This is a genomic window from Alkalihalobacterium elongatum (genome assembly GCF_019024285.1).
GTDB lineage: Bacteria > Bacillota > Bacilli > Bacillales > Bacillaceae_F > Alkalihalobacterium > Alkalihalobacterium elongatum.
The window spans coordinates 1-14747 of record NZ_WMKZ01000015.1 but is presented as its reverse complement, the minus strand read 5'-3'; the positions used below and the strand labels follow the sequence as shown (position 1 = coordinate 14747).

Annotated in this window: 16 protein-coding genes, 1 rRNA gene and 1 riboswitch; of the genes, 1 reads left to right on the top strand and 16 read right to left on the bottom strand. The window is 38.6% G+C overall.

Annotation, left to right across the window (positions count from 1 at the left end):
- Positions 1–5: 5 nt before the first annotated feature.
- From purN to GKP30_RS14575, 15 genes are all read right to left on the bottom strand, one after another.
- Complete coding sequence (gene purN, locus GKP30_RS14645; RefSeq protein ID WP_216830201.1) at positions 6–572, bottom strand: phosphoribosylglycinamide formyltransferase; 567 nt, start codon at positions 570–572, stop codon at positions 6–8.
- Positions 572–1606 (bottom strand): phosphoribosylformylglycinamidine cyclo-ligase, encoded by a 1035-nt coding sequence (gene purM / locus GKP30_RS14640; RefSeq protein WP_216830200.1) that lies wholly within the window; start codon positions 1604–1606, stop codon positions 572–574. Before purM ends, purN begins: the two co-directional genes overlap by 1 nt.
- 24 nt (positions 1607–1630) lie before the next feature.
- Positions 1631–3043: an amidophosphoribosyltransferase gene (purF, locus tag GKP30_RS14635; protein WP_216830199.1), complete on the bottom strand. Its 1413-nt coding sequence runs from the start codon at positions 3041–3043 to the stop codon at positions 1631–1633.
- Positions 3019–5241 (bottom strand): phosphoribosylformylglycinamidine synthase subunit PurL, encoded by a 2223-nt coding sequence (gene purL / locus GKP30_RS14630; protein ID WP_216830198.1) that lies wholly within the window; start codon positions 5239–5241, stop codon positions 3019–3021. Before purL ends, purF begins: the two co-directional genes overlap by 25 nt.
- The gene (gene purQ / locus GKP30_RS14625) at positions 5225–5908 is read right to left on the bottom strand and encodes a phosphoribosylformylglycinamidine synthase subunit PurQ (protein ID WP_216830197.1); all 684 of its coding nucleotides are present in this window, start codon (positions 5906–5908) and stop codon (positions 5225–5227) included. Before purQ ends, purL begins: the two co-directional genes overlap by 17 nt.
- Before the next feature lie 5 nt (positions 5909–5913).
- A complete protein-coding gene (purS, locus tag GKP30_RS14620; protein WP_216830196.1) occupies positions 5914–6159 on the bottom strand; it encodes a phosphoribosylformylglycinamidine synthase subunit PurS in 246 nt (81 codons plus the stop codon).
- Complete coding sequence (gene purC, locus GKP30_RS14615) at positions 6147–6869, bottom strand: phosphoribosylaminoimidazolesuccinocarboxamide synthase (RefSeq protein ID WP_216830195.1); 723 nt, start codon at positions 6867–6869, stop codon at positions 6147–6149. Before purC ends, purS begins: the two co-directional genes overlap by 13 nt.
- A 66-nt stretch (positions 6870–6935) precedes the next feature.
- Positions 6936–8231: an adenylosuccinate lyase gene (gene purB, locus GKP30_RS14610; protein ID WP_216830194.1), complete on the bottom strand. Its 1296-nt coding sequence runs from the start codon at positions 8229–8231 to the stop codon at positions 6936–6938.
- Positions 8232–8285: 54 nt separating this feature from the next.
- The gene (gene purK / locus GKP30_RS14605; RefSeq protein WP_216830193.1) at positions 8286–9410 is read right to left on the bottom strand and encodes a 5-(carboxyamino)imidazole ribonucleotide synthase; all 1125 of its coding nucleotides are present in this window, start codon (positions 9408–9410) and stop codon (positions 8286–8288) included.
- Positions 9407–9892 carry a 5-(carboxyamino)imidazole ribonucleotide mutase gene (gene purE, locus GKP30_RS14600; RefSeq protein WP_216830192.1) on the bottom strand — a complete coding sequence of 162 codons (486 nt, stop codon included), beginning with the start codon at positions 9890–9892 and terminating at the stop codon, positions 9407–9409. Before purE ends, purK begins: the two co-directional genes overlap by 4 nt.
- A 143-nt stretch (positions 9893–10035) precedes the next feature.
- A riboswitch (purine riboswitch) is annotated at positions 10036–10136 on the bottom strand.
- Positions 10137–10255: 119 nt separating this feature from the next.
- Entirely contained in the window at positions 10256–10465 is a 210-nt protein-coding gene (locus GKP30_RS14595) for an NETI motif-containing protein (protein WP_216830191.1), read from the bottom strand.
- Positions 10466–10467: 2 nt separating this feature from the next.
- Positions 10468–11007: a DUF2179 domain-containing protein gene (locus GKP30_RS14590; RefSeq protein WP_216830190.1), complete on the bottom strand. Its 540-nt coding sequence runs from the start codon at positions 11005–11007 to the stop codon at positions 10468–10470.
- A gap of 147 nt (positions 11008–11154) precedes the next feature.
- Entirely contained in the window at positions 11155–11715 is a 561-nt protein-coding gene (locus GKP30_RS14585) for an isoprenylcysteine carboxyl methyltransferase family protein (RefSeq protein ID WP_216830189.1), read from the bottom strand.
- Positions 11716–11725: 10 nt separating this feature from the next.
- Positions 11726–12814, bottom strand: a complete 1089-nt coding sequence (locus tag GKP30_RS14580) for a type III polyketide synthase (protein ID WP_216830188.1) — start codon at positions 12812–12814, stop codon at positions 11726–11728.
- A 215-nt stretch (positions 12815–13029) separates the two neighbouring features.
- On the bottom strand, positions 13030–13590 hold the full coding sequence (locus GKP30_RS14575; RefSeq protein ID WP_216830187.1) for a DUF6944 family repetitive protein: 561 nt from the start codon (positions 13588–13590) through the stop codon (positions 13030–13032).
- 226 nt (positions 13591–13816) lie between these two features.
- On the opposite strand from GKP30_RS14575, the gene GKP30_RS14570 reads away from it, so the two are divergent.
- Positions 13817–14236 carry a YppG family protein gene (locus GKP30_RS14570; RefSeq protein WP_216830186.1) on the top strand — a complete coding sequence of 140 codons (420 nt, stop codon included), beginning with the start codon at positions 13817–13819 and terminating at the stop codon, positions 14234–14236.
- 431 nt (positions 14237–14667) lie between these two features.
- Here the strand turns inward: GKP30_RS14570 and rrf are convergent.
- Positions 14668–14747, bottom strand: a 5S ribosomal RNA gene (rrf, locus tag GKP30_RS24085); the annotation flags it as partial.

Here is a 14747-nt window from a genome sequence, read left to right as displayed (position 1 = left end):
CTCCCTTATATCGATAAAAGATCTTTTAAAGTTTTATAATACAGGCGATGCTCTACCTGTTGAATTTTCGTCGTTAATGTTTCTCTTGTTTCATTTTCGTCTATAGTAACCGCTTCTTGAGCAATAATTTGTCCAGTGTCCATTCCTTCATCAACATAATGGATCGTAACCCCTGTTACTTTTACACCTGCAAGAAGGGCTTGTCCAATTGCATCTTTTCCAGGAAAAGATGGCAATAAAGAAGGGTGAATATTGACAATTTTTCCTTCATAGGCACGCAATAGCGTAGCGCCAATCAGTCGCATATATCCTGCAAGGACGATAAACTCGACATCTCTTTTTTGTAATTCATTAATAATTTCTTGTTCAAATTCTTCTTTACTCGCATAGGCTTTTGGGTTAAAAACAAACATGTCAATTCCGTGAGTTTCTGCCCTTTCAATAGCCTTGGCTTCAGATTTATCACAAACGAGAAGAGCGATGTGAGCACTTAGCTCCCCTCGCTCAATCTCATTAATTATCGCTTGAAAATTAGACCCACTTCCAGAAGCGAAAACGGCTATTTTTTTCATTACTCGAGTCCTCCAATAGAAACTCCCGCTTCTTTAGTTACTCGTCCAATAATATATGCTTTTTCACCAGACTCATTTAACTTTTGAAGAACAGGGTGCATCTCACTTTCAGAGACGACGACCGCCATACCGATCCCCATGTTAAATGTTGAAAACATATCTTTATTTGTTATTTCACCTTTTTGTTGGATTAATTCGAAAATTGGGTGTATAGGCCATGAACCAAAGTCAATATGGACACCTACACCGTCTGGTAGCATTCTCGGAATATTTTCATAGAATCCGCCACCAGTAATATGTGCAAGACCTTTAACTTCGTAGTTTTTCATCACTTCAAGTAGTGGTTTCACGTATATTCTCGTAGGCTGTAATAATTCTTCACCTAAAGTTCTTCCTAAACTAGAAACCTCTTCTTGTAATGGCAATTGTGCTTGTTCTAGTAAAACCTTTCGTACTAGTGAAAAACCATTAGAATGAAGCCCATTAGAAGCAAGGCCAATGATGACATCGCCTTCTTCAATATCATTACCTGTAATTAGTTTAGACTTTTCCCCGATTCCAACAGCAAATCCAGCTAAGTCATACTCTTCTTCAGAATACATTCCAGGCATTTCTGCAGTTTCTCCACCAACGATCGCACAGCCTGCTTGTTCACAGCCATCTGCTATACCTTTAACGATCGCTTCAATTCGTTCAGGTACAGCTTTTCCACAAGCGATGTAATCAAGGAAATAAAGTGGTTCAGCTCCTTGAACGACGATATCATTAACACACATTGCAACGGCGTCAATTCCAATTGTATCGTGTTTATCCATCATAAATGCAAGCATGAGCTTTGTTCCTACTCCGTCCGTTCCAGAGACGAGTACAGGTTCCTTAAAGTTAAACTTTGAAAGGTCAAACATTCCTCCGAATGATCCTAAGCCACCTAAAACTTCAGGACGTTTCGTTCTAGCTACATGCTTTTTCATACGTTCTACTGCTTCATAGCCAGCTTCTATATCGACTCCAGCTTTTTTATATGCTTCAGACATCGTTTTTCCTCCTGTCCACGTACTCTAGCACTTATCGTGAGGGTGCATAGTATGAGGATAAATTTCTGTTGGGTAACTTCCTGTAAAACATGCTACACATTGCCCGCAATTGGTATCTTCATTTGATCTACCAATTCCTTCAAGCATTCCTCCAACACTTAAAAACTCTAAGCTATCTGCTCCCATCATATCTCTCATTTCTTCAATACTATGACTAGCAGCAATTAGCTCTTCTTTTGTAGATGTATCTATTCCATAAAAACAAGGGTTTGTAATCGGTGGTGAACTGATACGAACATGAACTTCCGTTGCCCCTGCTTCTCTTAACATTTTTACGATTCTTCGACTAGTTGTGCCACGTACGATCGAATCATCAATCATTACTACACGTTTACCTTCTACTACACCCCGTACAGCAGAAAGCTTCATTTTTACACCTTGTTCACGCAACTCTTGTGAAGGCTGAATAAATGTACGACCAACGTAACGATTTTTAATCAATCCTAGTTCGTATGGAATTCCCGTTTGCTCTGCATATCCAATCGCTGCTGATATACTTGAATCAGGTACTCCTGTCACGACATCTGCCTCAATCGGTGCTTGCAGGGCAAGTTGTTTCCCTAAATTTTTTCGCGCTTTATGAACATTAATCTCATCGACATTACTGTCAGGACGAGCAAAGTAAATATATTCCATACTACAAATTGCTCTCCCAGAGGACTGAGCAAATACTTCAGTTCTCATTCCCTCATCGTCAATAATGATGATTTCACCTGGTTTTACTTCTCGTTCAAACTTTGCTCCAACTACATCAAAAGCACAAGTTTCAGATGCTACGACATACGCATCTCCTAGTTTCCCTAAAGAAAGTGGTCTTAACCCATTCGGGTCTAATGCGACCATCAATTTATTTTCGGTTAACACGACAAAAGCATATGCTCCTTTTATCATTGTTAAAGAGTTCATCATTTTATCTTCTAAACGAGGATAAGTACTTCTTTTAATCAGATGAGCTAATACTTCAGTATCTGATGTTGATTGAAAAATACTTCCCATGCTTTCGAGTTGGTGCTTTAATTGATTGGCATTAACTAGATTCCCATTATGTGCAATAGCGAGACTACTTGTCTGTGAACGGAAGAGAAGCGGCTGAACGTTAGCGATACCGCCTCCTCCTGCAGTTGCATAGCGAACGTGGCCAATTGCTGCCTTTCCATAAAGCGATTCAAAGTCCTTTGAAGCAAAAACCTCGTTAACAAGACCTAACCCTTTATGAGCTGTTAATGTTTCACCATCTGTAACGACAATCCCTGCACCTTCTTGGCCGCGGTGTTGCAAGCTATGCAAACCGTAGTACGTGATTTGAGCCGCATCTTTATGTCCCCAGACGGCAAATACCCCACACTCTTCATTTAAGCCTTTGATTTCAGCAAGCATGGAATAGCTCCTTTCCAAGCATTAGCAAGTTCTTCTTGTGTTGCAGTAAACAATACATCGTTAACTGAAGCGATAGATAATAATTTATCGTTAGTTACTTCTCCAATAACTTTCGCATCAACGATTTGTTCGAATTGTGCTTGATGTTCTTTTTTCACGGTAACAATAAAACGAGATTGAGACTCTGCGAAAAGTTCTGTAACGATATCTTCACCAATGTTTACAGAAGCTCCCACTTCTCCGTCGATCATACTTTCTGCCACCGCTACCCCTAATCCACCTTCTGCAATATCATGAGCAGATTGAACAAGTCCAGCACGGATCGCTTGTAGTAATTGTTGTTGACGTTTCTTTTCTTCTTCAAGGTCAATCGTTGGTGCTTTACCTGAAATACGACCTTCCACCAACTTTTGAAGCTCACTTCCACCGAATTCTTTCTTCGTTTCACCTAGAAGGTAAATCACATCTCCAGCTTCTTTGAAGTTCTGTGTTGTAATATATTCTGTTTTTTCAATTAAACCGACCATCCCAATTGTAGGTGTTGGGTATACAGCTTCTCCACTTCTTTCGTTATAAAGAGAAACGTTACCACCGATAACGGGAACTCCAAATGCTCGACAAGCTTCGCTCATTCCATCTGTTGACTTTTCTAATTGCCAGAAAATTTCTGGTCGTTCAGGGTTACCATAGTTTAGGCAGTCTGTAATTCCAAGTGGCTCTGCACCAGAACATACGATATTACGTGCTGCTTCTGCAATGGCAATCTTACCGCCCACTTCTGGATCTAAATATAAATAGCGAGAGTTACAGTCCGTTGTCATCGCTAATGCTTTTTCTGTTCCACGGATACGAACGACTGCTGCATCAGAACCAGGTGAAACGACTGTATTTGTTTGAACCATGTAATCATATTGATCATAAACCCACTCTTTACTAGCAATCGTAGGTTGTGAAAGTAAGTTGATTAATGTTTCCTTAGCATCCGTAACTTCAGGAGCCACGTTTTCTTGTGCTTGGAATTCGCTATAGTAAGCTGGCTCTTTAGATGGTTTGTGATAAACAGGCGCATCTTCAGCTAGTGCATCTACTGGTACATCGGCAACCACTTCACCTTTGTGTAGAAGGCGTAACTTTTTATCATCTGTTACATAACCAATCTCACGGCACATTAAGCCCCATTTTTCAACGATCTCACGGATTTCAGCTTCTCTTCCTTTTTTAACAACAATTAGCATACGTTCCTGAGACTCGGATAACATCATTTCATAAGGTGTCATATTCTTTTCACGTTGTGGAACTTCATCTAAGTTCATTACGATACCTGAACCTGCTTTACTCGCCATCTCTGCTGAAGATGATGTAAGACCAGCAGCTCCCATATCTTGAATCCCAACTAATGCGTCTGATTGAATGATTTCAAGGCTTGCTTCAAGTAATAGTTTCTCCATGAACGGATCACCTACTTGAACCGCTGGACGTTTTTCTTCTGACGCTTCGCTCAGCTCTTCTGAAGCGAAAGTTGCCCCGTGAATACCGTCACGCCCTGTAGAAGCACCAACGTACATCACTGTGTTTCCTACACCTTTTGCTTGTCCTTTTTTTATATCCTTATGGTCAATTAAACCAACACACATAGCATTGACAAGCGGGTTTCCTTCATAACAAGGGTCGAATTGAATTTCCCCACCAACTGTCGGTACACCAACGCAGTTACCGTAACCAGCAATTCCTGCAACAACTTCTTCAAATAAATATTTTACTTTTGGTGAAGTCAGCTCACCAAAACGAAGTGAGTTTAAGATTGAAATCGGTCGAGCTCCCATAGAAAAAACGTCACGAAGGATTCCACCTACACCTGTTGCAGCTCCTTGATAAGGTTCAATTGCAGATGGATGGTTGTGACTTTCAATTTTAAATACAACCGCTTGCTCGTCACCAATATCAATAATTCCCGCACCTTCACCAGGACCTTGAAGTACTTTTTCACCAGTGACTGGAAACTTTTTTAGAAGAACTTTAGAGTTTTTATAACTACAATGCTCAGACCACATAACGGAGAATAGACCGATCTCTGTATAGTTAGGCAATCGTCCTAAGATAGACTCAACCATACCAAATTCTTCGTCTGTTAATCCCATTTCTGCATATACTTTTTGTTCCTTAATCATTTCAGGAGTTGGTTCACGATGTAGCGACATGGGTTTCCCTCCAATTTCGCAAAATTGATTTAAATAATTTAAGTCCATCTTCACTTCCAAGAAGAGGCTCTACCGCACGCTCTGGGTGAGGCATCATACCAAGTACATTTCCTTGTTCATTCATAATTCCAGCAATTTGCTCTAGAGAACCGTTTACGTTCGTACGGTAGCTGAATACAATTTGCTTGTTTTCTTTTAAGCCAGCAAATGTTTCCTCATCACAATAGTAGTTCCCTTCACCGTGAGCTACAGGAATAGAAATTACTTGGCCTTGTTCATATTCTGAAGTAAACATCGTTTCATTGTTTTCAACAACTAAATCAACAGGACGACAAATGAACTTTAAGTTTTCATTACGCTTCATTGCACCTGGTAATAATCCTGCTTCAAGAAGAACTTGAAACCCGTTACATACACCAAGTACAGGCTTACCTGCTTCTGCAGCTTTAATGACTGACTCCATTACATTTGCAAAGCGAGCGATTGCTCCTGAACGTAAATAGTCCCCGTACGAAAAGCCACCTGGTAATAAAATTCCGTCAAATCTATCTAAGTCTGTTTCTGCATGCCATACATATTCTACTTCCTCACCAAGCGCATCTGCGATAGCATGGTACATATCTGCATCACAGTTTGAGCCTGGGAAGACAATAACTGCAAATTTCATAGAGATTAAGCCTCCTCTACTTCAAAGCGGTAATCTTCAATTACTGTGTTAGCTAAAAGCTTTTCACACATTTCTTTTACTCTTGCATCGATGTCTTGTTCACTTTTTTCAATTAATAATTCCATATATTTACCGATACGAACGTCTTCTACTTCGTTATACGTTAATGCATGTAAAGATCCTTTAACTGCAGTTCCTTGTGGGTCTAATACGCTTTCTTTTAATGTGACGAATACTTTTACTTTGTACATGATGTTCCTCCTAAACGATTTAAAATTTCTTGATATCCATCTTGTAAGTTTCCTAGGTTACGACGGTAAACGTCTTTATCAAATTTTTGGTTTGTATCTTTATCCCAAAGTCGGCATGTATCAGGTGAAACTTCATCTGCAAGAAGCAGCTCACCATCATTGGTCATCCCAAATTCAAGTTTGAAATCTACTAAACGTATATTAATCGTTGCAAACACTTCTTTTAAAACTTCATATACTTGCAAACCTTTTTCACGCATTGCTTCAAGCTGTTCTGGTGTTGCAATATTCAACACTTGAATGTGATCTGCTGTAACGAGAGGATCTCCTAAATCGTCATTTTTGTAGTAAAATTCAACGATTGGTGTATCCATTACTGTTCCTTCATCCATACCTAGACGCTTTGATAAGCTTCCTGCGATAATGTTACGAACAACGACTTCAAGTGGAATAATCGTTACTCTTTTTACAAGTTGTTCTGTTTCTGAAAGTCTTTTTACCCAATGATTTTCAATACCTTTTTCTCTCAATCTCTCAAAGATTATCGAAGTAATTTCATTATTTAAGCGACCTTTACCAATGATCGTGTCCTTCTTCTCACCATTAAATGCTGTGGCTTCATCTTTATACTCTATCCACAGAATATCTTGTTCATCTGTTTCAAATATTCTTTTTGCTTTACCTTCGTATAACATGCCTCTTTTTTCCACGTGAAGCCCTCCAAATTGTAGTTAAGAAAGTTGAATGGATAAGGGGAGAATAACTCCCCATCAATATTAAACTAATCCTAAACGTTCAAAAATCGTATCGACATGCTTTAAGTGATGATTGTAGTCAAAACATTCGTTAATTTCTTCTGGTGAAAGCAGTGATGTAATTCTTTCTTCTTGTTCCACTAGCTCACGGAACTGGATACCTTTTTCCCAAGCTTCCATCGCTTTAGGTTGCACAAGATCATAGGCTTCTTCACGAACCATACCTTTATCGATTAACGAAAGAAGGACGCGTTGAGAATAAATAAGGCCATACGTTCTATCCATATTGCGCTTCATGTTTTCTGGGAAAACCGTTAAGTTCTTAACGATATTTCCAAAGCGATTTAGCATATAGTTTAGAGCAATCGTTGCATCTGGTAAGATGACGCGCTCTGCTGAAGAATGTGAAATATCGCGTTCGTGCCATAATGGAACATTTTCATATGATGTCATCATATAGCCGCGAATTAATCGTGACAAGCCTGTCATGTTTTCAGATCCAATTGGGTTACGTTTATGTGGCATTGCTGAAGATCCTTTTTGACCTTTTGCAAAAGCTTCTTCTACTTCACGTGTTTCACTTTTTTGTAATCCACGGATTTCTACTGCAAATTTCTCAATAGATGTCGCAATAAGCGCTAGTGTTGCCATATATTCAGCATGGCGGTCACGTTGTAGTGTTTGTGTTGAAATCGGTGCTGCTTGAAGCCCTAATTTCTCACATACAAACTGCTCAACAGCTGGATCAATATTTGCATACGTACCAACCGCTCCTGAAATTTTTCCGAAGCGAACACCTTCAGCCGCTAACTTAAAACGTTCTAAGTTACGTTTCATTTCTTCATGCCAAAGTGCTAGCTTTAAACCAAATGTTGTTGGTTCCGCGTGTACACCGTGAGTACGTCCCATCATGACCGTCGTTTTATGTTCAATCGCTTTATTTTTCAGTATTTCAATAAAGTTTGTTAAATCTTTTTCAAGAATTTCGTTAGCTTGCTTTAATAGGTATGAAAGTGCTGTATCAACTACGTCCGTTGAAGTTAATCCGTAATGAACCCATTTTCTTTCTTCACCTAATGTTTCTGAAACGGCACGTGTAAAGGCAACCACATCATGGCGAGTTTCTTCTTCAATTTCAAGAATGCGATTTACATCAAACCCAGCATTTTCTCTAATTTTTTGAACATCCTCTTTAGGAATAATGCCTAACTCTGCCCAAGCTTCACATGCAACAATTTCTACTTCTAACCAAGCTTGATACCGGTTTTCGTCCGTCCAGATTGAACCCATTTCAGGTCTTGTATAACGTTCGATCATTTAATTTCCTCCATCATCTATTAAAAAATATATTACGATGCCATTCTAGCACAATTACCAAATTTCAAGGGCTGTTACTTTTCCAAGTGCTTCTTCTGTTGAATTAGCTAAAACGTTAATATGGCCCATTTTACGACCCTTTTTTGCTTCTGCTTTTCCATATAAATGAAGCTTCATATCTTGGAACTGACCAATCTTTTGTAGTACTTGTGGAAGATGCTCACCAAGAATATTCACCATCACTACAGGCTTTAGTAATGTCGTATTTCCAAGCGGCCACCCACATACAGCACGAATATGCTGTTCAAATTGAGAGGTCTCACATGCATTCATCGTGTAGTGACCAGAATTATGTGGCCTTGGAGCTAGCTCATTTATATAGAGTTCTCCTTCACTCGTATAGAACATTTCAACCGCGAGTGTACCGACCATCTCCATCCCACTTGCTAAGCGGAGAGCCATCTCTTTTGCCTGTCCTTGAATACATACCTCAATCCTTGCAGGAACAATCGTTTGATGCAAAATATTATTCACATGAATATTTTCAGCAACTGGAAAGGTTTCAGCTTGTCCAGTAACACTACGCGATACAATGACAGATAATTCTTTTTCAAAGGTAATCCATTTCTCTAGTACAAGTTCACCACTTGCTTTTAACGTTTCAAATGCCTCTTGCACTTGGTTTTCTGCCTTAATCACATACTGACCTTTTCCATCATAGCCACCACGACAGGTTTTTAATACGGCTGGCAGACCTAACTCCTGTACTCCTTGTTCTAAATCTGCTAATTCATTAACAGCTTTATAAGGAGCTACTGGCAAACCTAAACTTTGTATCGCTTTCTTTTCCATTAAACGATGCTGTGTTGCTTCTAAAAGCTTATACCCTTGTGGTAAGTATAAGTTTTCATCAAGCCACCTTGCAGTTTCACTATCAATATTTTCGAATTCATAGGTCAGCACATCACATTTTGCCGCTAGCTCTTGCGCTCCTTGCAGGTCATTGTAATTCGCAACGACTTCTACATCAGCAATTTGCCCACATGGTGAATTTTCTTGTGGTTCTAAAACAGCAATTTGATATCCCATTTCTCTAGCAGAAAGAGCCATCATCCTTCCGAGTTGACCACCACCAAGTATTCCAATTGTTTGCCCTGGCTCTATTAAACGGTTACTCATAGTTGCTCACTGCTTTCTAATACTTGCTTTTTTGTAGCTTCTCTTCGCTCTTCAAGCTTTAAGCTAACTTGGCCATCGTAAGCACCGATGAACTGTGCTGCGAGTAAGCCCGCATTCGTTGCTCCTGCTTTCCCAATTGCAACAGTTGCGACTGGTACTCCACCTGGCATTTGTACGATAGAAAGGAGAGAGTCAAGACCATTTAATGCTTTTGACTGAACTGGCACACCGATAACTGGTAAGATCGTTTTGGCAGCAACCATACCAGGTAGATGCGCAGCTCCACCAGCTCCAGCAATAATAACTTTTAAGCCCTTCTCTTTTGCTGTTTCAGCATATTCAAACATTAAATCTGGTGTACGATGTGCAGATACTACTTGCTTTTCATAGGCTATCCCTAACTCATCTAATACATCACAAGCATGTTTCATCGTTTCCCAATCTGAAACACTACCCATTATAATTCCGACCATAGGTTTCACTCTAAGTCCCTCCATAATCGACCTTTTATTTTCTCTATTTTCCCATAAAAATAAGCCTATACTAGGTTTCTACTTGAGAGAAAGTTAACCACAGTAAGGCTTAAAATAAAAGTTACCTGGAAGCCCCTGAATAACTTAGGGCCTTAAAAGCTACTTTCCCTCATAGTCTGACAATTTACGGTTATCAGGTAGAAACTTTTGAGCCTATTCTCAAATTTATATGAGGTACGTTCATATTCAATTTATATATTTATCTTAGCAGTATGTCAGATTACTTGTCAATCGAAAATCGAACGATATTTTTATTTATAAAATTAATGTTCGTGTTTTACGCTGTTTTTTACAATTATCGCTGAAATGCGACTATTCTTCTTCCTTTAGTATACCTTCAAAAACAATTTTTTGACTCACTGGGACTACCTCTATTTTTCCATTCTTAGCTACTTCTTGGAAAACAGGTTCTTCCATTCGCCTTGTCGGACGATAGCCCTCCTTGTCCATACGTTCTAGACATTGCGTAATCGATTCTGCCTCCCCTACTTCAAAACGCAGTTTTTTCCGCTTTTTACTCATCGTTACCTCCTAATTCCTTTAACCCAGAACCCTCCATAAAAGGTTTTAGGTTCATGAGAAATGATAAATGCTTTAGGATCTAAATCTTTTATCGTCTTATATAAATGATCCTCTGACTTACGTGATGTTAAAATTTCCATCATCAACCGTTCTCCTTCACGGCCGTATGCTACCCAGTTTGTTACCCCATACCCTTTATCACGAAGAGCATTTGGAATGTCTGGCTCATATTCTTTCGTGATCACATTAACAGTAATATAACCTAACGCTAGTTTTTCTTCTACTCTCATTCCTATAAGTACACCTATAGCATACCCGACAGCATACGCAATTAAATTTTCGATACGATCGAGGTTATCTAATACAAGACCAAGACCAACTATATAAATGATGACTTCAATAATACTTACCCCTGCAGCAAAATACCTTTGTCCTTTTAATGTAAAAATCATTCGAATTGTAAATAGTGTGACATATATAATATTTATCACTAAAATTATGATAATGATCATGAACCAATTATCAAGTATCCAGCTAATCATATTAAACACTCCCCTCCAACTAATTTTCTTCCTACAAATTTCCCAAAAGACGCCTTAAATTTTGTTAGTATAACAAAAAAAATATCCAAAAGATAGACTTTTTACCTTTTGAATATTTTTCCTAAATATGAACTTTTGAAACCTTAATCATTCTTTTTCTATAGTGGGAAAAAAACGAAATCTACTAGAAAACTTTTCCTGATAATCTGTTGCCTCTTGTAAAGCGGCTTCCTCCTGACAAATACGAACCGATAATACTAAGGCATTAGCAATCGTAAAAAAGATAGCTGTAGCATACGCTTGAAAAATTAACGGTAACATTAAAATCTCTACCGATACAATCACATAGTTAGGGTGCCTCATAAATTTGTAAGGCCCTTTCGCAACGACGTTTGCTCCTGGAAGGATAATGATTTTTGTGTTCCAAAAACGTCCCAAAGAAGATAGACTCCAAACTCTCATTGATTGGGCAATAATAAAGAAGGCAAAAGGTACCCACCACCAACTAGCCAGTGTTTTTTGTAAAAAGACAACTTCAGAAATCAAACTGATAAAGAAGAACACGTGCACGAGGACGATATATTTATATTGCGCTTGTCCAACTTCATATGCCCCCCTATTTCTCATCCACTTTTCATTAGATTTAGCAATAAGTAACTCAACTAATCTTTGTGTTATTACAACAAAAAGGATAATAAAAAAAACCATCTACTTCCTCCTAATTACTCCATTTAAGTAATAGTAGTTCTGAACAGAAGCCAGGTCCTAAGGCACCTACAAGTCCCCACTCTTCTGAATTATGATCTAATTTCATTATTTCTTTTAAAACGTATAATACAGTTGGCGAAGACATATTCCCATTCGCTTGAAGCACTTCTCTTGAGTATCTCGTAAATTCTGGACCAAGTCCTAAAGCGTCCTCATATGCTTCAAGTACTTTTTTCCCTCCAGGATGTGCAACAAAATAAGCAATATCCTTCAACGTAAGATCATGTCCATCTAAAAATTCCTTGATCACTGGTTGTAACCACTTTCTAATGATGTTTGGGATATCTCTTGAAAAGACAACGTATAATCCTTCTTCTTTTATATCCCACCCCATAACATCTTCAGACTTTGGCATTAAACATGATTGTGTCCCTATAATAGATGGAACTTTTTGATGTGCATATCGTTGAACCTCTACTTGATCTCCACAAACTAAAGCACAAGCAACTCCATCTGCGAAAAGGGATGTTCCAATTAAATTGCTTTTTGTGCGATCATTTCTTTGAAACGTTAAGCTGCATAACTCAATACATAGTACAAGCACTTTGGCTTCTGGATAAGCAAGACAGTATTCATAAGCTCTGCTCAAACCTGCGGCTCCACCAGCACACCCTAACCCCCATATTGGAATTCTTTTCGTATCAGGAGAGAAGGGAAGGACATTCATAATTCTAGCGTCAATACTAGGTGTTGCCATTCCTGTACTGGAAATAAATATGATCGCATCAACTTCTGAATAATCAATAGAGGTATGTAAAAAATCTCGGCTCGATAAGCAGGCGGTCATGGCTTCAGCACCAAACTGCACGGCTTGATCAATATATAAGTTATTTTTTTCTTCTAGTGTGTGATCTTCCTTAAACCATGTCAAAGGTACAGAGAAATTTCGTTTTTCAATTTGTCCATTTTGAAAGGCCTTTAATAACCTCTCAATATCTTGAAAGTCAGACTCAAACAACTCCTTCGCAAATTCAGTTGTCACATCTTGCGTTATTGTATGAGGTGGATTTACTGTACTTACAGATAATATAGATGGCATTTATTACACCAACTCTCTATTTTTTCCATTGTATACTCTACCTCATAATATTTACCAATCCCCTCAAAATAATGCATTGAGTTAGAAAAAACCATCTAAATCAAATAGATGGTTTAGGGTAATCATAGTTCTAGTATTTGTCGATCTCTACTACATTCTTATTAACAAAAACCTAAATAAGAACAAATGAACTTCCTTTGAAAATTCATTCGTTCTTATCCACTACTAGGAAGCTCTTCACGTTCACTAATAAGCAATTCCCTCGTTAGCACCAACGCTTGTATAGTAGTCCCTAACACTTGGATCCAATTACCAATCGCTGATAACTGTAGGCCCAATCGGTCTAAGCCACGAATTTCCTTTAAGCCTCCAAGGGCTTCAATTGCAGCTCCAATCGATTGTAGATAGAGACCTACAAAAATTTCTTTATTATCTTCTACAGAAGCAGAAATAGCTGGTCCTAAAGATTGTAATGAATCCCCTAGAACTTCCAATCGTTGGTACTCGAGCTTTTCCTCACCGAGTTGTAACGCAACAGCTATAGAAGTCGTTGCAGCACCACCTGCTTCGATCCAATCACCTGTTCTAGCTATCGGATCTTCCTCCACAACGGCCTGCAGTGCATTTCCAACAGCCTGGACCCCTTCACCAATGACAACTTTTCTTAAATTTATGTCCCTTTCCTCTTGTAACTGTAACGTATAACCGATGGCTGAAAGAAACTGACCGATCGCATCTAGCCAACTCCCAGATACCGCTATGTGCTGTCTTGTCATTCTATACTCCCCTCACTCTAGGGTACTCAAATATACTATGTCTTTAATAAAGGCTTTGATTATGTCTTCAGTCTAAAACAAATAAAAATAAACAAACTTGCGGAAAATGGTTATTTACCCAAAATCTATTTCTTTTAATTCTATAGGTAAATGACCGTCCAAGATGATATATCATGACATAACTTATAAATAATTCATTTTATTTACATTTAGGAGGCTAATCAATATGTTTCCACCAAATCATAAACACCACCCTTTATTAAAACTGCTAATGGGCTCTAATCTGAATGAATTTAGCGAGCATAAAGCTGATAATTCTGGAAGTGCTGCGAGAACAGGGTTTAATCCATTTGACTATGATAACCACCAGTTTGAAGAGGAAAATCCGTTTTCACCCAATTTTATGTATGCTTTACCCCCTAAACCAAAAGAACAAAACCAACAGCCAAAAGCATCTAAAGATAAAAAAGTAGAGACTAAAAAAACAGCTCAAACACCTAGTATTCCAAAACAGATCCAAAACATGTTTTGTGATGAAGATGGCATAGTCGATATTGACAAAGTGGAAAAAAACTATAATAAATTTATGGAATATGCAATGAAAGTAAGTCCAACTATGAAAAAAATTAATGACTTCTTAAAATAGTATGCTAGAGATCTGATATATCGGTGTAACCTTTTGTTTATCGGCACAGTTTTTGGTTATATCGGCGTAAATTTTAATATATCGGCGTAACTTTTAATATATCGGCGTAACAGTATTTTTGTAATTTTAAACACACAAAAAAAGCACAACCTCATTGTGCCTTGCTCCTAGCGACGTCCCTTTAGACCCTTTCTTTCCTACGGGGACGTTTTTCCAAGTCGCCACTTCTTCGATGGCCCTTCATGTTGTTCTACAAAAAGAAAGGTTTCCTCTCACAAGGGGACTTGATGTTATTCCCTAGTTGCTTTCTCACGTCCATCGGCATATACTTCGAAGTTGTTGTCTCTTACGAGCCAAAAGCTCTTTATCACCTGTTGCTTACTCAGTTTTTTTGCATGAAAAAAGCACAACCCATTTGGATTGTGCTTTGTGCATAGCGACGTCCTACTCTCACAGGGGGAAGCCCCCAACTACCATCGGCGCTGAAGAGCTTAACTTCCGTGTTCGGCAT